Source organism: Empedobacter sp. UBA2044, assembly GCF_002333005.1.
GTDB lineage: Bacteria > Bacteroidota > Bacteroidia > Flavobacteriales > Weeksellaceae > Empedobacter > Empedobacter falsenii_B.
The window spans coordinates 37150-57009 of record NZ_DDBA01000023.1 but is presented as its reverse complement, the minus strand read 5'-3'; the positions used below and the strand labels follow the sequence as shown (position 1 = coordinate 57009).

21 protein-coding genes are annotated in these 19860 nt (G+C 32.6%); 5 read left to right on the top strand and 16 right to left on the bottom strand.

The window, feature by feature from the left end:
- Nucleotides 1-77 precede the first annotated feature (77 nt).
- From B4E59_RS03760 to B4E59_RS03735, 6 genes are all read right to left on the bottom strand, one after another.
- Complete coding sequence (locus tag B4E59_RS03760) at nucleotides 78-1070, bottom strand: mannose-1-phosphate guanylyltransferase (RefSeq protein WP_280035073.1); 993 nt, start codon at nucleotides 1068-1070, stop codon at nucleotides 78-80.
- Nucleotides 1071-1199: 129 nt separating this feature from the next.
- The gene (pyk, locus tag B4E59_RS03755) at nucleotides 1200-2642 is read right to left on the bottom strand and encodes a pyruvate kinase (RefSeq protein ID WP_291051405.1); all 1443 of its coding nucleotides are present in this window, start codon (nucleotides 2640-2642) and stop codon (nucleotides 1200-1202) included.
- Between the two features lie 32 nt (nucleotides 2643-2674).
- Nucleotides 2675-3133, bottom strand: coding sequence for an IPExxxVDY family protein (locus B4E59_RS03750; RefSeq protein WP_291051402.1), 459 nt, complete (start codon nucleotides 3131-3133; stop codon nucleotides 2675-2677).
- 4 nt (nucleotides 3134-3137) lie between these two features.
- A complete protein-coding gene (rnc, locus tag B4E59_RS03745) occupies nucleotides 3138-3890 on the bottom strand; it encodes a ribonuclease III (RefSeq protein WP_125349148.1) in 753 nt (250 codons plus the stop codon).
- Nucleotides 3890-5143, bottom strand: a complete 1254-nt coding sequence (gene fabF, locus B4E59_RS03740; RefSeq protein WP_114998517.1) for a beta-ketoacyl-ACP synthase II — start codon at nucleotides 5141-5143, stop codon at nucleotides 3890-3892. Before fabF ends, rnc begins: the two co-directional genes overlap by 1 nt.
- A gap of 13 nt (nucleotides 5144-5156) precedes the next feature.
- Nucleotides 5157-5393, bottom strand: a complete 237-nt coding sequence (locus tag B4E59_RS03735; RefSeq protein ID WP_038336002.1) for an acyl carrier protein — start codon at nucleotides 5391-5393, stop codon at nucleotides 5157-5159.
- Between the two features lie 229 nt (nucleotides 5394-5622).
- Between B4E59_RS03735 and pckA the strand changes: the two genes are divergently transcribed.
- Nucleotides 5623-7194: a phosphoenolpyruvate carboxykinase (ATP) gene (pckA, locus tag B4E59_RS03730; protein WP_286495985.1), complete on the top strand. Its 1572-nt coding sequence runs from the start codon at nucleotides 5623-5625 to the stop codon at nucleotides 7192-7194.
- A 194-nt stretch (nucleotides 7195-7388) separates the two neighbouring features.
- On the opposite strand, the gene B4E59_RS03725 is transcribed toward pckA, so the two are convergent.
- The 6 genes from B4E59_RS03725 to B4E59_RS03700 form a co-directional block, all read right to left on the bottom strand.
- Nucleotides 7389-8039, bottom strand: a complete 651-nt coding sequence (locus B4E59_RS03725; protein WP_291051396.1) for a tRNA1(Val) (adenine(37)-N6)-methyltransferase — start codon at nucleotides 8037-8039, stop codon at nucleotides 7389-7391.
- Nucleotides 8040-8088: 49 nt separating this feature from the next.
- Nucleotides 8089-9537, bottom strand: coding sequence for a sensor histidine kinase (locus tag B4E59_RS03720; RefSeq protein ID WP_291051394.1), 1449 nt, complete (start codon nucleotides 9535-9537; stop codon nucleotides 8089-8091).
- A gap of 2 nt (nucleotides 9538-9539) precedes the next feature.
- Nucleotides 9540-10127 carry a riboflavin synthase gene (locus tag B4E59_RS03715; RefSeq protein ID WP_291051391.1) on the bottom strand — a complete coding sequence of 196 codons (588 nt, stop codon included), beginning with the start codon at nucleotides 10125-10127 and terminating at the stop codon, nucleotides 9540-9542.
- 104 nt (nucleotides 10128-10231) lie between these two features.
- Complete coding sequence (gene glmS / locus B4E59_RS03710; protein WP_291051388.1) at nucleotides 10232-12079, bottom strand: glutamine--fructose-6-phosphate transaminase (isomerizing); 1848 nt, start codon at nucleotides 12077-12079, stop codon at nucleotides 10232-10234.
- A 45-nt stretch (nucleotides 12080-12124) separates the two neighbouring features.
- Nucleotides 12125-13741, bottom strand: coding sequence for a DUF4270 family protein (locus B4E59_RS03705; protein ID WP_291047335.1), 1617 nt, complete (start codon nucleotides 13739-13741; stop codon nucleotides 12125-12127).
- A 15-nt stretch (nucleotides 13742-13756) separates the two neighbouring features.
- Nucleotides 13757-14569 (bottom strand): glycogen/starch synthase, encoded by an 813-nt coding sequence (locus tag B4E59_RS03700; protein WP_038336009.1) that lies wholly within the window; start codon nucleotides 14567-14569, stop codon nucleotides 13757-13759.
- Between the two features lie 118 nt (nucleotides 14570-14687).
- Between B4E59_RS03700 and panC the strand changes: the two genes are divergently transcribed.
- The 4 genes from panC (at nucleotide 14688) to B4E59_RS03680 (ending at nucleotide 17378) form a co-directional block, all read left to right on the top strand.
- The gene (gene panC / locus B4E59_RS03695) at nucleotides 14688-15530 is read left to right on the top strand and encodes a pantoate--beta-alanine ligase (protein ID WP_291051383.1); all 843 of its coding nucleotides are present in this window, start codon (nucleotides 14688-14690) and stop codon (nucleotides 15528-15530) included.
- Between the two features lie 85 nt (nucleotides 15531-15615).
- A complete protein-coding gene (gene panD / locus B4E59_RS03690; RefSeq protein ID WP_291051380.1) occupies nucleotides 15616-15963 on the top strand; it encodes an aspartate 1-decarboxylase in 348 nt (115 codons plus the stop codon).
- Between the two features lie 23 nt (nucleotides 15964-15986).
- Entirely contained in the window at nucleotides 15987-17006 is a 1020-nt protein-coding gene (locus tag B4E59_RS03685) for a lysylphosphatidylglycerol synthase transmembrane domain-containing protein (protein WP_291051377.1), read from the top strand.
- A 12-nt stretch (nucleotides 17007-17018) separates the two neighbouring features.
- Nucleotides 17019-17378, top strand: coding sequence for a hypothetical protein (locus B4E59_RS03680; RefSeq protein ID WP_291051374.1), 360 nt, complete (start codon nucleotides 17019-17021; stop codon nucleotides 17376-17378).
- Here the strand turns inward: B4E59_RS03680 and B4E59_RS03675 are convergent.
- Genes B4E59_RS03675 through B4E59_RS03660 form a run of 4 tightly spaced genes read right to left on the bottom strand, consistent with a single transcriptional unit; the run spans nucleotide 17373 to nucleotide 19859 of the window.
- Complete coding sequence (locus B4E59_RS03675; protein WP_286496002.1) at nucleotides 17373-17498, bottom strand: hypothetical protein; 126 nt, start codon at nucleotides 17496-17498, stop codon at nucleotides 17373-17375. The two genes, B4E59_RS03680 and B4E59_RS03675, sit on opposite strands and share 6 nt — an antisense overlap.
- A 28-nt stretch (nucleotides 17499-17526) precedes the next feature.
- Nucleotides 17527-18303: a hypothetical protein gene (locus B4E59_RS03670; protein ID WP_291051371.1), complete on the bottom strand. Its 777-nt coding sequence runs from the start codon at nucleotides 18301-18303 to the stop codon at nucleotides 17527-17529.
- Nucleotides 18296-19078 carry a hypothetical protein gene (locus B4E59_RS03665; RefSeq protein WP_291051368.1) on the bottom strand — a complete coding sequence of 261 codons (783 nt, stop codon included), beginning with the start codon at nucleotides 19076-19078 and terminating at the stop codon, nucleotides 18296-18298. The genes B4E59_RS03670 and B4E59_RS03665 overlap by 8 nt, the downstream gene beginning before the upstream one ends.
- Complete coding sequence (locus B4E59_RS03660) at nucleotides 19071-19859, bottom strand: hypothetical protein (RefSeq protein WP_291051364.1); 789 nt, start codon at nucleotides 19857-19859, stop codon at nucleotides 19071-19073. The genes B4E59_RS03665 and B4E59_RS03660 overlap by 8 nt, the downstream gene beginning before the upstream one ends.
- Between the last annotated feature and the right edge of the window lies 1 nt (nucleotide 19860).

Here is a 19860-nt window from a genome sequence, read left to right as displayed (position 1 = left end):
CAAATTTAGGGATTTATATTGAATTAATTGTAAGCTTTTATGACATAAAAAAAGCACTCAAATCGAGTGTTAGGTATTTAAATTAATTCAGAATTTCTTTTTTCTAAATGCGTATAAACATTCTTTACTTCCTGCGAATATTCTTTTTGTAGAATTAAATTCGCGGTTGGGGTATTCACAAAAATAGTGTTTTGTAAACCAACAAAAGAAGTATAAACATCTGTTCCAATCACCATGTTTCCATTACGATCGACATAATGTCCGTTCATCACAAAATAATCATACAAGGATTCGAAAGAACCTAAATCATTCCAAACAAATTTTGCTGGAACTACTTTTATCTTCTTGCTTCGTTCCATTACGGCGTAATCGATACTATTTGATGGAATATTCATTGAAAGTTCTTCGTTCAACTCCCCGTTAATATTTTCAGACCAAGCAATTTTTGAAGCTTCGTAAATTTCTTTTTCAAATTTCTTTAGTTCTTTCAATAAAACACGTGCTTTGAAACAAAACATTCCACTGTTCCACAAAAAATTACCTTGCTCGATAAAATCTTGCGCCGTAATATGATTGGGTTTTTCGCGAAACGATAACACAGTGTCTTCTTTGTGTTCGATATAGCCATAACCTGTTTCTGGACGAGTTGGATGCACTCCAAATGTGACGATATAGTCATTTTGTGCTAATTCGATTGCTCTATTCATCGCTTCTTGATAGGCTTCCATATCTTCAATCAAATGATCAGAAGGTGTCACAATTAGAATATCATCATCCTCAACCGCTAAAGCTGCAAATGCAATTGCCGCTGCAGTATTACGTGGAACAGCCTCTACAATTTTTGTGTATTCAACATTCATTTTATCAAGCACTTCTTGACTTAAATGGTCATTATCTTTATTCCCAATCACCATTAATTTATCAGCAATTGGACGATTTCTCTGAATCGTTAACTCAAATAAAGATTGCCCATTAAACAGAGGTAAATATTGTTTGGGATGACTTTTTCGTGAAAGTGGCCAAAGTCTACTCCCAACACCACCAGATAAGATCACATTATAAATACACATAAATTCTTCTAATTCGAACTCGTAAAGATATTAAAAACTACTATATCATAACATTCTATTATGATTTTTCTTTTAAACACAAAAAAAGCGTTCAAAATTGAACGCTTTAAAGTATTAGTATTGATTTTATTAAATCATCGAAATACGTAATGTATTGGTAATTCCTTTCTCAAATGCTGGCATTGCATTCAGATTGATGATATAATCACCATATTCTACAAAACCCGCATTTTTCGCCAAGATATTTACTTCAGTAACCGTTTGATCCGTAGATGTATCGCGAGGATCGTAATTGATTGCTTTTACTCCCCATAATAGGTTCAACATACGGTTAATACGTTTACTTGGATTGAAAACCAAAATAAATGAATTTGGACGATGTGATGAAATTTGGAAAGCGGTATAACCAGAATACGTCAACGTTGCAATTGCTTTCGCTCCTGTATCTTCTGCCATTTTAGCTGCATTGTAACAAACCATATCAGTTACGAAACGTTCGTTTTTGATCTTTGGTTTGTGTTCTGGTACATGTACGTGCTCATCATCTTCAACAGTTTGAAGAATTTTTGTCATTTTCTCGATAACTTGTACAGGATATTGCCCTACAGAAGTTTCTCCAGATAACATTACCGCATCTGCTCCATCAAAAACTGCATTTGCAACGTCAGAAACTTCCGCACGAGTTGGTGTTAAACTCGAAATCATTGTTTCCATCATTTGTGTTGCAACAATAACTGGCTTACGCGCTAATTTCGCTTTGTCAATTAATTGTTTTTGCGCTTTTGGAACGATTTCAAACGGAACCTCAACACCTAAATCTCCACGAGCAACCATTAATCCATCCGAAAATTCTAAAATATCATCGATATTTTCTAATGCTTCAGGTTTTTCAATTTTAGAGATAATTGGAATTTTTACTGTTCCATGTTCTTTGATAAAATCAGATAAATCTTTTACATCTTGTCCAGAACGTACAAAAGATAGTGCAAACCAATCGACACGATTTTCGATTGCAAATTTTGCATCTTCTTTATCTTTATCTGTTAGAGCAGGTAAAGAAATATTGGTATTTGGTAAGTTAACTCCTTTTTTAGAACGTAGCGGACCTCCTTGAATCGTTTCTGCTTTTACAGTATCTGTTCCGTTTGTCTCGATTACTTTGAAGATTAATTTTCCGTCATCAATCAAAATATTTTCTCCCACTTGCACATCTTGCGCAAACTTTTTGTACGTCATAAAAACTTTTTCTTTCGTTCCTACAACATCCTCGTTTGTGAAAGTTAAAATATCTCCTGGATTGATTACGAAATCTTCGTGTTCCATTTTTCCAATACGCAACTTAGGACCTTGTAAATCCGCTAAAATTGCTGTATTGTAGCCATGATCGTTATTTAATTGATGAATTGTTTCAATCTTACGTTTCACATCCGCATAGTCTGCGTGCGAAAAGTTGATACGGAACACATCTGTTCCTTTTCTCATCATTTCTAATAAAATCTCTGGACTATCGGTTGCCGGACCTAAAGTCGCAACAATTTTTGTCTTTTTAAGATATTGTCTATCGTAAATCATAATTTTTCCCTTTTTTTATGCACAATATTTTGTTAGAAAACCAATTGATCTGCATTGCTAATCAAATCGATATCTATTTTTTTGATCGTTTTTATAAAATCTTTTTCTACAAATGGTAGTTGAAGATATTGTAGTTCATCTTCCCAACCAGAGATTTTTACAACATAGTTGCAATCCTTGTAATTTGGCACAAGAATAACGCTCCCTTTGAAAAGATTTGATAAATCTACTTCATTTTTTTTAAAATCGTATTGATTTGGAGTATTTTTAATGATATGATAATCTATTTTATTTGCTTCATCTAACCATTGATAGGTTTCGAAAAAATAAGTATGCTCATCTAACCGAATATCCAAATCCTGAATACGCTGAAAACGCGTATCAAAAGTAGAGTTGAGATGGAAAATAAATTGTGTAGAAGTGTTAAAACTAGAATTTACGCCTATGAGATGAAAATCTATCCAATCATCATATAAGAGTAATTCTACCATGTTTCTAAACTTTTTCTATTTTCTTTTGTAACGAATAGTACGCGCGTTTTGCTGCGCTTTCTTCCGCTTTCTTTTTAGAAGTTCCTCTCCCTTTCGAGATGACTTTATCATTGAGACGGATTACTGACACAAAAACCTGCAAATCTTCTGCGTTTTGCTCCTCAAATGTATTGAATCTTATCGTATTTCTCGTTTTTTGACTCCATTCCAAAATCAACGATTTGTGACTTGTAATCGTGTGCTCCAAACGATCTAAATCCGCATAAGGGTCAATAATTTTGACTTGAATAAATTTTTGTACTGCAGCTATACCTCCATCAACATAAATTGCACCTATCAAAGCTTCCAACATATCACCATTCACGTCTTCACCCAAATTGTTGTGATTGTTCATTGGATCCAAATAATCCAACAAGCCAAGTTGTTTGGAAACAGCATTCAATTGTTTACGCGAAACAATTTTAGAACGCATTTTTGTTAAATAACCTTCTTGTTGATCGGGCGCTTTGTAGTATAAGTGCATTGCTGCAGAAGCACCAAGTAATGCATCTCCTAAAAACTCTAATCTTTCAAAGTTTATACTGTTTCCATTTTCATCTTTTTTCTGTGCAGATCTGTGGGTAAATGCTTCTTTAAAAACCTCAACATTGCGAGGAGTATAACCCAAAATCGACTTCAAAAATTTCAAAAAAGGATCAGATGAATTTGAATCATCACGATGATTTTTAAAAGAAAATAATTTTTTTAAGAAAGACATTACTTATACTTCTTAAATATCACACAAGCATTGTGACCACCGAAACCAAAAGTATTACTCAATGCATAATCTACATTTTTCTCTTTTGCTTTGTTAAATGTATAATCGATTTTAGGATCAAGATTCTCATCATCCGTAAAATGATTAATTGTTGGTGGAACGATACTGTTATTGATTGCTCCAATAGCCGAAATCGCTTCAACAATCCCTGCACCACCTAATAAGTGACCAGTCATAGATTTTGTTGAATTGATTTGAATATTATAAGCATGTTCTCCAAATAATTTTTGAATTGCTTTAGATTCTGCAATATCACCTAATGGTGTAGATGTTCCGTGCATATTGATATGATCCACGTCTTCTACGCTGATATTGGCATCTAATAAAGCCTCTCTCATCACATTTAATGCGCCTAATCCTTCGGGATGTGGAGCTGTAATATGGTGAGCATCTGCTGTCATTCCTGTTCCTACTAATTCTGCATAAATGGTAGCTCCACGCGCAATAGCATGTTCGTACTCTTCTAAAACAATACATCCAGCTCCTTCTCCCATTACAAAACCGTCACGGTCTTTGTCGAATGGTCTTGAAGCAGTTTGTGGATCATCATTTCGTGTAGATAACGCATGTAATGCATTGAAACCTCCAATACTTGATGCTGTAATCGCAGCTTCTGAACCTCCTGTTACAATTGCTTCAGCTTTTCCAAGTCTTAATAACATATAAGCGTCAATAATTGCATTTGTTGAAGAGGCACATGCCGAAACAGTTGTATAATTAGGTCCCATAAGACCAAATTCCATTGAAATATGACCAGGCGTGATATCTGCAATCATCTTAGGGATAAAGAAAGGATTGAAACGTGGTGTTCCATTTCCTGTCGCGTAATTCGAAACTTCTTCTTCAAACGTTTTAATTCCACCGATACCAGATCCCCATATAACGCCGATACGCTCTTTGTTTACATTTGTATCTTCTAAGATTCCACTGTGTTTTATTGCCTCTCTAGCTGCAATAATTCCCAATTGGGCACAACGGTCAATTTTTCTTGCCTCTTTACGATCAAAATGATCTTCGATATTGAAGTTCTTGATCTCACAAGCAAATTGTGTCTTAAAAAGAGTTGCGTCAAAAAGCGTAATAGGCGCAGCGCCACTTACACCATTCACTAATCCATTCCAGTATTCTTGGTATGTATTTCCGATTGGTGTTAGCGCGCCTAAACCTGTTACTACTACTCTTTTTAATTCCATAAAATAGGAACTATTACTTGTTTAAGTCTTCGATGTATGTTACAGCTTGACCTACAGTTGAAATTTTTTCTGCTTGATCGTCTGGAATTTGGATATCAAATTCTTTTTCGAATTCCATGATTAATTCTACTGTGTCTAATGAATCAGCTCCTAAATCGTTAGTGAAACTTGCTTCTAGCGTAACTTCGCTTTCGTCAACTCCTAATTTATCTACGATAATCGCTTTCACTCTTGATGTAATGTCAGACATAATTTTCTAATTTTAATTGTTGTAAACTAGTGCAAAAATATAAAACTTATATTAAATACAAGCTTTTTTTTATATGCACGCATAAGAACTTGGAAATATATGGTGAAAAAACATGCACGAAAACGTTTAAGTGAATGACATAAGTCAAATTTTTTACGCTTCTTTTTATTGTAACTTTGTGCAAAGTTTTTACCTTTAATATTTTAAAAATACTTTAAAAATCACAAAAATGAGCATAGAATTGGCATCTTACGGAATAAAAAATTCCAAAATTAACTATCAATTATCTCCTGAAGAGCTTACAGAGAAAATGATAGAATTAGCACAGGGAGAAATTACATCTTCTGGAGCAGTAAATATGTTAACCGGAGAATTTACAGGACGTTCTCCTAAAGATCGTTTTATTGTTAAAGACGAAATCACTGCAGAAAACGTTTGGTGGGATGGAAACATCAATATTCCTTTCGATTCTGATAAATTTGACGCTTTATACGATAAAGTTGTTGAGCATTTAAGCAACCGCGAAATTTATGTACGTGATGCTTTTGCTTGTGCTGACGATGCATACAAAACAAAAATTAGAGCAATTACAGAAACTCCTGCTGCTAATTTATTTATCTATAACATGTTTATTCGTCCAACAGAAGAAGAATTAAAAAACTTTGGTGATGCTGAATGGACAATTATCAATGCACCAACTTTTGTTGCAGATGCAGACGAAGATGGTACAAGACAACACAATTTCTCTATCTTAAATTTTAAACGTAAAATCGTTTTAAACGGAGGAACTGGTTATACAGGAGAAATGAAAAAAGGTATTTTTTCTGCCTTGAACTTCATCATGCCCGTATTTAGAAATACTTTACCAATGCACTGTTCTGCTAACTCAGGTGAAAACGGAGATACAGCAATGTTCTTTGGATTATCTGGTACAGGAAAAACAACTTTATCGGCAGACAAAAACAGACGTTTAATTGGTGATGATGAACACGGATGGACAGAAGACAATACAGTTTTCAATTTTGAAGGTGGTTGTTACGCAAAAGTTATCAACTTATCTCCAGAAGGTGAGCCAGAAATTTTTGCAGCGATCAAAGACGGAGCTTTATTAGAAAATTGTAAATTAATTCCAGGTACTAACGAGGTTGATTTTACAGATACATCAATCACAGAAAATACACGTGTTTCTTATCCAATTGATTATATCGAAAATATTGCAGTTCCATCTGTAGGAAAAAATCCTAAAAATATTTTCTTCTTATCGTTTGATGCTTACGGAGTTTTCCCTCCAATTGCAAAATTAAACCCAGATCAAGCGGCTTACTTATTTATCTCAGGATATACATCTAAAGTTGCTGGTACAGAAGCTGGTGTTACAGAGCCTCAAACTACATTTTCTACATGTTTTGGTGCACCATTTATGCCATTACATCCAACAAAATATGCTGAAATGTTGAGCGATAAAGTTGAGAAAACTGGTGTAAATGTTTGGTTAATCAATACAGGTTGGAATGGTAAAAAAGAGCGTATGTCTTTAAAAGACACTCGCGCCGTTATCAATGCAGCTTTAAATGGAGATTTAAACAACGTAGATTTCAAAAAAGATCCTTATTTCGGATTTGAAGTTCCAGTTGCCATCGAAGGTGTTGCTTCAGAAAAATTAAATCCAGCGACTTCTTTTGATTCTACAGCAGCATACGAAGCAAATGCGAAAGAATTAGCAGATAAATTCAAAGCGAATTTCAAGAAATTTGAAGAGTTTGCAACGGCTGATTTATTAGCGGGTGGACCAACGATTTAAGGTTAAGATTGAGGTTGAGAATGAGTTTTTAACTCATTTTGAAAATCAGAAATAAAGACAAAACCGAGCAAATTGCTCGGTTTTTTTATGTTTTTAAATGTTGAATAAATCTTTACATAGATGCATAGAAATACAATTTTCTATTTGACATCAAAATCAGTAGTTTACTCATCGTTTTTCATCATTGATGAAAATTACATTTTCAAGTAAAAATCCTTTGTCAACTGAATATAATCTTCTGTGTACTGATGTCGATCGACTTCAATGATTAGTTCTTGTTCTTCTACTTCTTTTTCATGAAAACTAAATTCTAACAACACACGTTTTGTAACTGTTGTCGAATTCCCTTTGATATAAACAACACGAGATAGTTTTAAAGCGTTTTGAGCCGCTATAGTACAAAAACCATCCATTTGATCATATGGAATTATAAAACTCGCTAATCCCTCATTATGTAGTAATTCAGCAGTTTTTTGTAGTAATTCTTCGAAAGTCAATGTTTCTTGCTGGCGTGCTTGTTTTCGCGCATCAAAATCAACTGTATCATTCACCACAAAAAAAGGTGGATTACTGACAATCAAATCATATTTTTTATTGGTTGAATAATCTTGAAGCGATGAATTAAAAATGGTTAATCGATCTGAAAAAGGTGCATTCTCGTAATTTTCTTTTGCTTGTAAAAAAGCATCGTTATCAATTTCTATTGCATCAATCATAGAATGAGGAAAACGTTGCGCTAACATCAACGAAATTAATCCAGTTCCTGTACCAATATCTAAAATAGTATTTCCACTTTTTAAAGTAGCCCATGCACCAAGTAAAACACCATCTGTGCCTACTTTCATTGCGGTTTTGTCTTGAAAAATTTCGAATTGTTTGAATCGAAAAGGTTTTCTATTCATTGCAAGGAATCAAAATGTAGAATGTTGTACCAACAGAAATTTCAGTTTCAAAACGAATTGTTCCATCATAATCGTCAATAATTTTTTTCACCATTGGCAAACCAATTCCCATTCCACTATTCTTTGTTGTAAACTTTGGAATAAAAATAGAATCTTGTGATTCGACAGGAATTCCATTCCCGTTATCTTGAATGGTTATATGCAAAAAACCATCCACTAAAAACACATCTACTTTAACTTTCGCAATACGAGATTTCGGAATAGATTGAAACGCATTCTTTGTAATATTGGTGATAATTCGATTCAAATATTGTTTATCAAAAGTCATCATGATGATGTTGGGAGAATAATTAAATTCGATAAACTCCAATGGAAAAACATATAGCGCATTTTTTATGACGTCTACCACATCAATTTTTGCATCTTTACGAGAAGGCATTTTAGCAAAATCTGAAAAAGCTTCAGCAATCGCAGAGATGGTATCAATTTGTTGCAATAAAATATTAGTTGTTCGCATCGTCTTTTCTTCAAGATCTGGATCATTTGCATCAAATTTTCGCATATAATTCTGAATCATTAATCGCATTGGTGTTAATGGATTCTTGACTTCATGCGCAACTTGTTTTGCAAAATCTCGCCATGCTTCTTCACGTTCTTGCTTAGCTAATAAATCTGATTGTTCCCGCAATCGGTTCAACATATCATTGTAAGAATCTACCAAAACTTTTATTTCATCATTACCATCATAACGAATAGGCATATTGTTCGCAATAACTTCTGTTTCGCGAATACGATCTGCAAATGACCAAAGTTTATTCAGCGTACGTTTTGTAACAAAATAAACCGCCAACGTTCCGAACAAAAGAATAACACCAAAAGCCAATCCGTAACTACCAATTAAGGTAAACATGTCTTGTTGTAAAAAATCTTGGTTAGATTGATAAGGTAAACAGAGAACAGCAATGTTTTCGTTGTAATAATTTTTGATATTACTATAAGATGAATAAACATTATTGTCGTCAGCTGTATCTTTATTCGTTACGATAAAATCATTTGACTTTTGCAGTTTATCTAATATTTTCTGAGGTAAAACATTGTAAGTCGTCGAAACGGGCTGTGTGGTTAAAATTTTATTACCACGTAAATCATAAATTACAATATCGGTTTTATTGATATCTCCAATGCGAAGAAAACTATCTTCTAAAATTGCATGAATATTATCTTGGGTTGCAATTCCAGGATAATTATCCATTTCATAATCTATTGCAGACTCTACCGCTCTAACTTTTCGTTTGAGAATATCTTCGTGGTATTGTTTAGTTTGTTGATTGAAATGATTAGCAGTAATCAGCAAAATAGCGCCTGCTGTAAATAACAAAATCGATACCATATAAATGATAATACGAACGGGTAGCGATAGGTTATTTTTTTTTCTAATCATTTTTATTGTTGGAATAATCTTTTGACGTATTTTCCTAAGATATCAAATTCTAAATTCATTGTATCGCCCACTTTCACTTGATTAAGGTTTGTAAACTCCCAAGTATATGGAATAATCGCAACCGAAAACTGCCCTACTTTACTGTCAACAACTGTTAAACTAATTCCGTTAAGACAAATCGAACCTTTTTCTACTGTAACATTTCCAGACGATGCTTCATCATATTCTACAGTAACAAAAAAGCTACCATTTTGGTTTTCTATCGAAACAATTTTTCCGGTTTGATCTACATGACCTTGCACAATGTGACCATCGATACGACCATTGTATTGCAAACATCGTTCTAAATTGATCAAATCACCTTCTTTTAAAGTGTTAAAATTTGTTTTTTGTAAGGTTTCCTCTATAGCAGTGACTTTGTAAAGTCCATCTTTGAAATCAACAACTGTTAAACAAACTCCATTATGTGCAACACTTTGATCAATTTTTAATTCATCACAAAAATCAGCTTCAATCCATAAATGTAAATTAGATTGCTCTTTCTCTGCTTTTATAAGCTTTCCTACTCCTTCTACGATTCCTGTAAACATGATGTTATTTTTGGTGAAATTAATAATTAAATTAAACTTATAAAATGAAAAAGGGATGATTTTAAAACATCATCCCTTAAATATATAAACGCTGTAATAATTTTTTACTCTACAGTAACAGATTTTGCCAAATTACGAGGCTGATCTACATTCTTACCTAATTTAACGGCAATCCAGTACGATAATAATTGTAATGGAATAGCTGTTAGGATTGGTGAGAATTCTTCTGCAGTTTCTGGGATTACTACGTAATCATCTGCCATAGCAGTTACTTGATCATCACCATCATTAACAATTGCAATTACTTTGGCGCTACGAGATTTAATTTCTTGAATGTTAGAAACTACTTTCTCGTAATAACCTTTTTTCGTTGCAATAACAATAACAGGCATATTTTCGTCCAATAATGCAATTGGTCCGTGCTTCATTTCTGCCGCTGGATAACCCTCTGCGTGGATATATGAAATCTCTTTTAACTTTAATGCACCTTCTAAAGCTGATGGATAGTTGTATCCACGTCCTAAATAAATTGCATTTCTGTTATCTTTGTATTTATCAGCAATTTGATCAATTACACCTTCACAGTTGTCTAAAATTTGTTGAACTAATTCTGGGATACGTTCTAACTCGCGTGTTAATAAGTTGAATTTCTCTGTTGATAATTCACCATTTTGTTTACCTAATTTTAAAGCAATCAACGCTAAAATTGTTAACTGAGCTGTAAATGCTTTTGTTGATGCAACACCAATTTCTGGTCCTGCATGTGTATAAGCACCAGCATCTGTAATACGAGCAATAGAAGAACCTACAACATTGTTGATTCCAAAGATAAATGCACCATTTTCTTTTGCTAATTTAAGTGCTGCCAATGTATCTGCTGTTTCTCCAGATTGAGAAATTGCAATCACGACATCGTGTTTATTGATGATTGGATTGCGGTAACGGAACTCAGATGCATATTCTACTTCTACAGGAATACGAGCGAAATCTTCGATCATGTATTCTGCAACCAAACCTGCATGGTAAGAAGTTCCACAAGCAACAATGATGATACGTTTTGCATTCAAGAATTTTTCTTGATGATCCCAAATACCAGCCATTTTAATAACGCCTTCGTCTACTAATAAACGTCCACGCATTGTATCACGAATAGAACGAGGTTGTTCGTTGATTTCTTTTAACATGAAATGCTCGTAACCACCTTTTTCAATCGCTTCAATATTTAATTGTAACTCTTGAACATCTAAAGAAACTGCTTCGTTATTTTGGATTGTACGTACATCTACTTCTTTGTCTAAAGTAATTGTTGCCATATCACCATCTTCTAAATAAACCGCATCTTTTGTAAACTCAATAAACGGAGAAGCATCAGAAGCTACAAAAAATTCGTTTTCTCCAATACCAATTGCCAATGGAGAACCTAAACGTCCTACAACAATTGTATTTGCTTCTTCTTTGTCTAAAACTGCAATCGCATATGCTCCAATCACTTCATTCAAAGCTAAACGAACTGCATCAGTTAAATTTAAGTTCTGTTCTTCTTGAAATAATTGAATAAAGTTTACTAAAACTTCTGTATCCGTATCACTATGAAAAACGTACCCTTTGTCTTTTAGTAATTGTTTGATTGATTCATAATTTTCGATAATTCCGTTATGAACCAATACCAAACGTCCATTATTAGACATATGAGGATGAGAGTTTACATCATTTGGAACACCATGTGTTGCCCAACGTGTATGCCCAATTCCTAAATGAGGTGTTTTATCTAAATTTGCTGATTTATCTTCTAAATCTGAAACTTTTCCTTTTGTTTTTACCAATTCAAAATCGGTACCAGTAGAAAGAACTAAACCTGCACTATCATATCCACGATATTCTAGTCTTTTTAGTCCATTAATAATAATTGGGTACGCTTCGCGATGTCCAATATATCCTACAATTCCACACATAATATTTTATAGTATTTTAGTTAAATTCGTTAAATATAATACGCCCTATTTTTGAGAGTAATATACCAATAATTTCAGCTTTTTATCCGCTACTTCCGAATTATTTCCATGTAAAACAATTCTGTATGGATTATAAGCTCTATCATTTTGATAAGGATTTGTACTATTAATCGTAGTTGCATCGCTAACAGATGTTATAAAATTACCTATTGTAATAAACATCGTTTGATCTTTAAACTCATTTCCTTTCTCTAACATGCTTTTTAGATGTTTCGTGATATCAATTGTATAATAATCCGTATCTCCTTTTACAATAGGATTAAAGTGAACTGATGTAGGGTATGAATTATAGAATTCTAAAACGTCTGCATACAATTCATTTATAACTTTATCATCTTTTTTGTAGTTATTCCAAGCTACTAAATAAGGCGGTTTTGGAAAACTAGTTGAACCATCAATATAGAATTTTAATTTTGCTCCAAGAATCACAATATTACTTTTTGTCATCTCAGATTTTAATTCATCCAATTGCGTTTGATTGAATTTTAATTTTGCATAATTTCCACTCATTCCGCTTAAATACAATCTCGCGTCACCATTCACTTCATCGGGTTTGATTGTAGAATAAGTAGAACCTACTGCATTATTCACAATTTGAGAAGCAATAATATTGGCATTATTTGCAGTACCAGAATTCCACTGATTTGTCATATCAAAAGCATAAGTAGCACTCAAACGTTCTTTATAATTTGTGTCTGAACTTGTTTTTGCTGTCGGATTTTTATATGAATAATACATCTTCAAGTCAATTTTATTTGGATTAAAATTGACAATAAATCCATTTGATTCTTCAACAGAAAACTCTAAACCTTTGATATTTTCACGAATAAATGTTGCGTAATCAGAAAGTAATCCTGTTTTTGCATTTTTAATAATTTTTTCGTCAAAATAATCTGGATCTAAAGAAACTTTGTAACCAGGAACAACCTCAGAAATATTAGAAGTTCCAGTTTTCTGTTTAACAACTTTTCCTGTTACTGTTTTTCCGATAGTAGCTTTTCCGATTACTCTCGAATTAACAGAAATTGGCGATTCAAGTCCACTTAATGTTGAAAAATATTTTGTGTCTTTATATAAAACTGTATTAATATCTTTAATTTTCAACGTCATTGTCAAATCCTTATTCCCATACAAAGAGTCTACTGCATACTTTGTTGTAATTTGGATTGTATCTGTATCATTTGGTTTCTCTCCTGGTTTAGAAAGATTGATCGTATCTTTAGAAATTGGATCTTTAGTTGTACTGTAATAAACTGGAATTACCAAATTCACAGAATCTACTTTAGGTTCTGTTCCAAAATCCTGATCACCAGCATTTGAAGACGAAGGTCTAATTTGTGTATAAAACTTAGAAGATGTAGAACCAAAAATTGGTTCGTTGTACACACCAAAAGCTCCATTTTGAAGTACAAATTTATCTGTACGAAGCGTATCAAAATTTGCATTAAAAGCAATAACATCTAAGGATTTTACATTTCCTTCTGCCTCACCTCCAATCACATTGTTATCTAATCCTAGTGTTTCATTCTCACACGAAACAATTGCTCCCATTCCAATCATCATTGCAACAGACACAGAAAGGACATTCAAAAATTTTTTCATTAATCTAAACAGATTTTAATTAGAGTTCATTACTTCCTCAAGATAAAAGTTATTGTAAACTTCTTTTGCTTGTTCTTTAGAACAATAGTCTAATAGAGGAATATTTTGTTGGTTGATATAGTTTTTCACATCTTCTGGAATCATCTCTTCTCCTTTCGCAACTGCATCTGCATATTGTAAAGAAGCTTGAATCATACCCAAATGTGTAGGTTTTTCTAAATATGTTTGTACATCAGCTTCTACTTTATCAAAAGCTAATTTTTTAACTAATTCGTTATCTAATTCTCCTTCAAATCCGTTGTCAAATAAAGAAACAACAACTTTCGCATCTTGAAAGAAAGGATCGTCAGAATAATATTTTTTTAGATACAATGGTACTAAACTAGACATCCAACCCATTACGTGAACAACATCTGGTTTCCAGTTTAATTTTTTTACTGTCTCTAAAACTCCTTTTGCGAAGAAAATTGAACGTTCGTCGTTATCAGAAAATAATCCATTATCTTCTCCATAAACTTCTTTACGTTTGAAATATTCTTCGTTATCAATAAAATACACTTGTAGTCTTTCTCCTGGAACAGAAGCGACTTTAATGATTAAGGGTTGATCCAAATCATTAATAATCATGTTCATACCTGAAAGTCGTATTACTTCGTGTAATTGGTGTCTTCTTTCGTTAATTGCTCCAAATCTTGGCATAAAGATTCTTACATCTGCGCCACTACTTTGCATGATTTTTGGCAAATCTAATGCTTGTGAAGACATCGGATTTTCAGGAAAGTAAGGTACCATTTCTGTTGTTACATACAATATGCGCTTTCCTTCCATAATTTCTACTCTCTTTTCCTAATGAATAATAAGGCACAAATTTACAAAAAAATGTTGATATATTATTTGCTTATAGTAGCTTTGCGGGATATTAGTTTTTTTTTAACAAATCAGTGTTATGGTTATATTTAACGAAAAGGAAAAATTAACTCCCGCAATCGTCGAGTTAAAAAACCAAAACAAAACCATTGGCTTTATCCCTACAATGGGCGCTTTACACGAAGGTCACATGTCTTTGGTCAAAGCTTCTAAAGCTCAAAACGACTACACAATCGTCAGCATTTTTGTCAATCCGACACAATTTAATAATGCAGAAGATTTAGCAAAATATCCTCGAACAGAGGAAAATGATAAAGAATTGTTAATGAAAAATGGCTGCGATTTTGTCTATATGCCTACTGTTGAGAATTTATATGAAACAAATGAAGGTGCAAAACATTACGATTTTGGTACAATAGACCAAGTGATGGAAGGCACTTCTCGTCCTGGACATTTTGATGGAGTTGCCACAATTGTTTGCAAATTATTCAAAGCAGTTCAGCCAACAAGAGCATATTTTGGAGAAAAAGATTTTCAGCAAATTCGTATCATTCAAGAAATGGTAAAACAAGAGAATTTAGATGTCGAAATTGTTCCAATGCCAATTCACAGAGCAGATTCTGGTTTAGCATTTAGTTCAAGAAATGCACGTTTATCAACGCAACAAACTTCGGATGCCCCTCAAATTTATTCAATTTTATCGCAAGCTGTAACGCTAAAAAATGAAGGAAAAGATGTTGCTGAAGTAAAAGCTTTCGTCGAAAATGAATTCAAAAATTCACCCTTCGAATTAGAATATTTTGAAATAACAGATGAAGAAACCTTGTTGTCTATCGAACATTTTTCTGAGGCCTATAATATTCGTGGATTTGTCGTTGCCTATGCAGGTGATGTACGTTTAATCGATAATATTCAGTTTTAATTAAATATAATAAATTTCTCAAATCAATAGAAAAATATTGAAACAGGTTTTGAAATTTATAAGTTCAGTGTAACTTTGCAAGATTATGATGGTAGAAGTTTTTCACTCTAAGATACATAGAGTTAAGGTAACAGACGCAAAATTAAACTACATCGGAAGTATTACAATCGACGAAGATTTGATAGATGCTGCCAATATGGTTGTGGGTCAGAAAGTACAAATCGTGGTACAAGAGAATGGCGAACGATTTGAAACTTATATTATAAAAGGTAAACGTGGAAGTGGCGAAATCTGTCTGAATGGACCTGCAGCGCGTAAAGTACAAGTTGGTGACACAGTTATCATCATTACGTATGTGATGATGGAGTTTGAGGAAGCCAAAACATACGAACCAACAATTGTTTTCCCTAACGAGAACAATCGTTTAGATTAAGAAATTAATTTTCAATAATTTATATGAAGAGTAAGATCAAACAATCGCTCTTCTTAATCACTGCTTCATTGTTAGCCGTATTTTTTGTCGTGGTAACAGTGAAGCAAATTGATTTCGAACGAGTTGCAAAAGTTTTAAAACAAACCAATTATTTTTGGATTTTTGCATCTATGGCAATCAGTATTCTCACGTATTGGATACGCGCCGCTCGTTGGAATCTTCTTCTAAAGCCAATGGGCTACAACACACAAACCTCATCTGGTTTTTGGGCAATTGCATTTGCATATTTTATGAATTTGACCATTCCTCGAAGTGGCGAAGTGGCTCGTGCAACAAGTTTCTATAAAATGGAAAAAGTCCCGTTTGAGAAATCTTTCGGAACAGTAGTTTTAGAGCGTGTAATTGACGTTTTATTTTTGGGATTATTTTTCGGTTTAACACTTATTTTCAATTATGAAACATTCATCAAATTTGTAGAATTAGGAAACAAAGAAAAGGCGCACCAACCAACAACAGAACCTTCTTTCTTAAAACATTACATCGCAATTGGAATTCTTGTTTTAGGAATTGGATTAATCGCTATTTTCTGGAAAAAAATTAGTCAATTAAAGTTTTTTGAAAAAATCAAAACCTTTCTATTTGGACTTTGGGAAGGTATAAAATCAATCTCGAAATTAGAAAAAAGAGGCTTATTCATCTTTTATTCTTTCGCACTTTGGATTTGTTATTTCCTAATGACTTTCCTTGTTTTCTTCGCTTTTCCAGATACCAAAAATTTTGGAATTCCAGAAGGTTTATTCCTATTAATTGCAGGATCGCTGGGAATGATTTTGCCTGTTTCGGGCGGCTTGGCTTATCCGTATATTATGTCGATTGCTTTTTCGGCCGTTTATTTAGCAAAAGGCGGAGATCAGCATGAAGGGCGAGCAATTGGCGATTATTTTGGATTAATTCTTTATATAGCTCAAGTTGTATCGATGATTAGTTTTGGGTTGATTGCTATTTACAAAATCGCAAGAATTCGACGAGATTCTACACAATAGATTCACATAAAAATGTTAGACGAAAGAGATTATTTTTCACGTTTTGTAAATGCTTTATTAGAAAGCATAGAACGTTATTTACATAATCCTAAAAGTATTTCTGAAGAAGAAATTCAATTCGATTTGACTAAAATATCTGCTTATTTCGAAAAAGAACATCAGATTAATCTTCTTTCAAATCCTAATCTCATAAATAAAGAATTTTCTGTTGAAGAATTGGAGTTATTGATTTCTTTTTATTATTTACAAAATATTCATTTTCAATTGGAATCAAAAGAAATCACATTAAAATTGATTCAACAATACAATCATCAATCTCAAGTTTTTAGTTTGAAAATAAATGAAATTCAAGCTTATTTTGAAAAATTATAATCCAAACTTTCTATTCCAAAGTTTTACCATTTTATTGATTTCCCAAGGATTTATTTTATAAAATATTTTCATCACTACAAAGAAAATAATATTGACTAACAGCACAAAAAGTAATTCCATAACGAATAAGTTTTATTAAATATACATTTTATTTCTTTACCATTTCCAAATATTTAGGCGCTTGTTCCTCTAAAATCTGAGTAATTTTGTCGTAATTATTTGCTTTGACCAATTTATCTAATTCAAAATTAATATAACAATATCGCACATAATCAATGACTTTATTTTCGGGAATATTTAAACTTTCGATAAAATAATTTGAGGTAAAATAATTCTCTAAATCTTTCATTTTATCCACCTTTTTGAAATATTCGTTTTGTTTTTTATCTTTTTTCTTTTGCCCAGAAATAGTTGCTATCCACAAAGAAGGATCCAACAATCCATTATTATTAATTGTAGAAGTCATATTAGGATTTATCTTTCGGAAGCGCAAATTTGGATCAAAACCCAAGTTCAAATTATCATACAATTCATCTACTTTTCCGTGTTCTAACTTGATGTTATTCTTAAAATTTTTGTCTAATGTATTAATTCGCGCTTCAGCTAGTTCAATCGTTTCAATATTCAAATGAATCGTCAGCATTCCTTTTGCTAAAATATCCGATGTAATTTTGATTTTTCGGTCGATATAAAAATCATGTGTAATCACCAATTCATCTCCAACAGACGCTTTGATAGAAAACATTCCATTTTCGTTTGTCAAAACTCTGGCGTTAGTCATTTCGTTCATAATCAAAATATGATCCACAGCATCTTGCCCAACAACGCCATCATCAATGACCACTTTTCCAGTAATCAAAGTTGTTTGCGCAAAAGAAAAAGTGCTTATCAAACCAAAAATTATAACGTATAAAATTTTATTCATTCTTTTGGATTTTTGACAAATAAATCGGCGCTTGTTCCTCTAGAATCTGAGTAATTTTGTCGTAATTATTTACTTCGACCAATTTATCTAATTCAAAATTAATATAACAATACTTTACATATTCACTGACTTTATTTCCTGGAATATTCAATGTTTCAATGAAATAATTTGGTGTGAAATAATTCTCCAAATCTTTTATTCTATCTTCTTTTTTGAAATATTCGTACTGATTTTTTTCTCGCTTCCGTTGACCTGAAATTGCAGTAATCCATGCCGCAGGATTCAATAATCCAATACTTCCAATATTTGATGTAGCATTAGGATCGATTTTTCTGAAGCGCAAATTCGGATCAATTCCCAAATTCAACTGTTTGTACATTTCATCAACTTGGTCATATTTGAGCTTGATATTGTTCTTAAAGTTCCTGTCTAACGTATTAATTCTTGCTTCAGCAAGTTCAATCGTTTCAATATTCAAGTGAATCGTCAGCATTCCTTTTGTTAAAATATCCGATGTAATTTTGATTTTTCGTTCGATATAAAAATCGTGCGTAAAAATCAATTCATCTCCAACAGACGCCTTAATCGAAAACATTCCACTCGCATTTGTAAACGCTTTCGCATTCGTCGATTCGTTTGTCACCAAAATATTGTCCACCACATCTTGCCCAGCAATTCCATCATCAATCACCACTTTTCCGGTAATCAAAGTCGTCTGCGCAAATGTAAAAACGCTCAACAAATTCAATAATATAATGTATTTTATTCTACTCATTTTTCTTCATTTTTGCTAAATAAATCGGCGCTTGTTCCTCAATTATAAAAAGAATTTCATCAAAATTATTATCTCGCAACAATTTCGGAAAATCAAAATTTGAATAACAATAATCCAAAAATTCATTTATTTTTCCTTCAGGAATTTTCAAATCATTCACAAAATAATAAGTCGTAAAAAATTTATGCAACGCCGACAATTGATCTTCTTTCACAACTTTTATCGGAACTGGATTTTTCATTCGCTTTTTTGGACTTTTAAACACATTTAACAACCCAAGTAAATTAACTCCACCAACTTGTTTTATTGTTCTATTCGCTCTTTCCTCATCATGTTTAAGATTCAGTTCCGCTTTAAATTCTAGAGAAGTAAAACCCGCTTCATCATTCAATTTTTCTTGAAATGATTTTTCTTTTCCCAAATTTTTAAGCGAATTTTTATCCAATTTTGATATATTTGCTTCTTTCAATTCAATCACTTCAATATTCACGTGAATCGTCACAAAACCTTTCGTAATCATGCTTTCCGAAACTTTCAATCTTCTTTCTTCGATTCCCATATGTTTGATTAACAATTCATCATTCAAGTTCACATTTATCGAAAATATGCCTACATTATTCGTTTTTGTTCTGGCTTTTGTCGTTAAGTTTTCAATCAAAGTTCCTTCCAAATTAATAACCTCGTCTGCATCATCCACAATAATTTTTCCTGTAATTAAAGTGCTTTGTGCTTGAAGATAACTTGATGAAATAATTAATAAAAAGAATAAAATTCTACTCATG

Excerpts from the sequence above, each read along its gene's own strand:
- glmS (WP_291051388.1), bottom strand. The coding sequence starts at position 12,079 with ATGTGTGGAATTGTAGGATATATTGGACATCGCGAAGCGTACCCAATT.
- B4E59_RS03670 (WP_291051371.1), bottom strand. The coding sequence starts at position 18,303 with ATGAATAAAATTTTATACGTTATAATTTTTGGTTTGATAAGCACTTTT.
- B4E59_RS03660 (WP_291051364.1), bottom strand. The coding sequence starts at position 19,859 with ATGAGTAGAATTTTATTCTTTTTATTAATTATTTCATCAAGTTATCTT.
- pyk (WP_291051405.1), bottom strand. The coding sequence starts at position 2,642 with ATGATTTACGATAGACAATATCTTAAAAAGACAAAAATTGTTGCGACT.
- B4E59_RS03665 (WP_291051368.1), bottom strand. The coding sequence starts at position 19,078 with ATGAGTAGAATAAAATACATTATATTATTGAATTTGTTGAGCGTTTTT.
- pckA (WP_286495985.1), top strand. The coding sequence starts at position 5,623 with ATGAGCATAGAATTGGCATCTTACGGAATAAAAAATTCCAAAATTAAC.
- rnc (WP_125349148.1), bottom strand. The coding sequence starts at position 3,890 with ATGTCTTTCTTAAAAAAATTATTTTCTTTTAAAAATCATCGTGATGAT.
- B4E59_RS03705 (WP_291047335.1), bottom strand. The coding sequence starts at position 13,741 with ATGAAAAAATTTTTGAATGTCCTTTCTGTGTCTGTTGCAATGATGATT.
- fabF (WP_114998517.1), bottom strand. The coding sequence starts at position 5,143 with ATGGAATTAAAAAGAGTAGTAGTAACAGGTTTAGGCGCGCTAACACCA.
- B4E59_RS03735 (WP_038336002.1), bottom strand. The coding sequence starts at position 5,393 with ATGTCTGACATTACATCAAGAGTGAAAGCGATTATCGTAGATAAATTA.
- B4E59_RS03715 (WP_291051391.1), bottom strand. The coding sequence starts at position 10,127 with ATGTTTACAGGAATCGTAGAAGGAGTAGGAAAGCTTATAAAAGCAGAG.
- B4E59_RS03685 (WP_291051377.1), top strand. The coding sequence starts at position 15,987 with ATGAAGAGTAAGATCAAACAATCGCTCTTCTTAATCACTGCTTCATTG.
- panD (WP_291051380.1), top strand. The coding sequence starts at position 15,616 with ATGATGGTAGAAGTTTTTCACTCTAAGATACATAGAGTTAAGGTAACA.
- B4E59_RS03680 (WP_291051374.1), top strand. The coding sequence starts at position 17,019 with ATGTTAGACGAAAGAGATTATTTTTCACGTTTTGTAAATGCTTTATTA.
- B4E59_RS03750 (WP_291051402.1), bottom strand. The coding sequence starts at position 3,133 with ATGGTAGAATTACTCTTATATGATGATTGGATAGATTTTCATCTCATA.
- B4E59_RS03725 (WP_291051396.1), bottom strand. The coding sequence starts at position 8,039 with ATGAAAGTAGGCACAGATGGTGTTTTACTTGGTGCATGGGCTACTTTA.
- B4E59_RS03675 (WP_286496002.1), bottom strand. The coding sequence starts at position 17,498 with ATGGAATTACTTTTTGTGCTGTTAGTCAATATTATTTTCTTTGTAGTG.
- panC (WP_291051383.1), top strand. The coding sequence starts at position 14,688 with ATGGTTATATTTAACGAAAAGGAAAAATTAACTCCCGCAATCGTCGAG.
- B4E59_RS03720 (WP_291051394.1), bottom strand. The coding sequence starts at position 9,537 with ATGATTAGAAAAAAAAATAACCTATCGCTACCCGTTCGTATTATCATT.
- B4E59_RS03700 (WP_038336009.1), bottom strand. The coding sequence starts at position 14,569 with ATGGAAGGAAAGCGCATATTGTATGTAACAACAGAAATGGTACCTTAC.
- B4E59_RS03760 (WP_280035073.1), bottom strand. The coding sequence starts at position 1,070 with ATGTGTATTTATAATGTGATCTTATCTGGTGGTGTTGGGAGTAGACTT.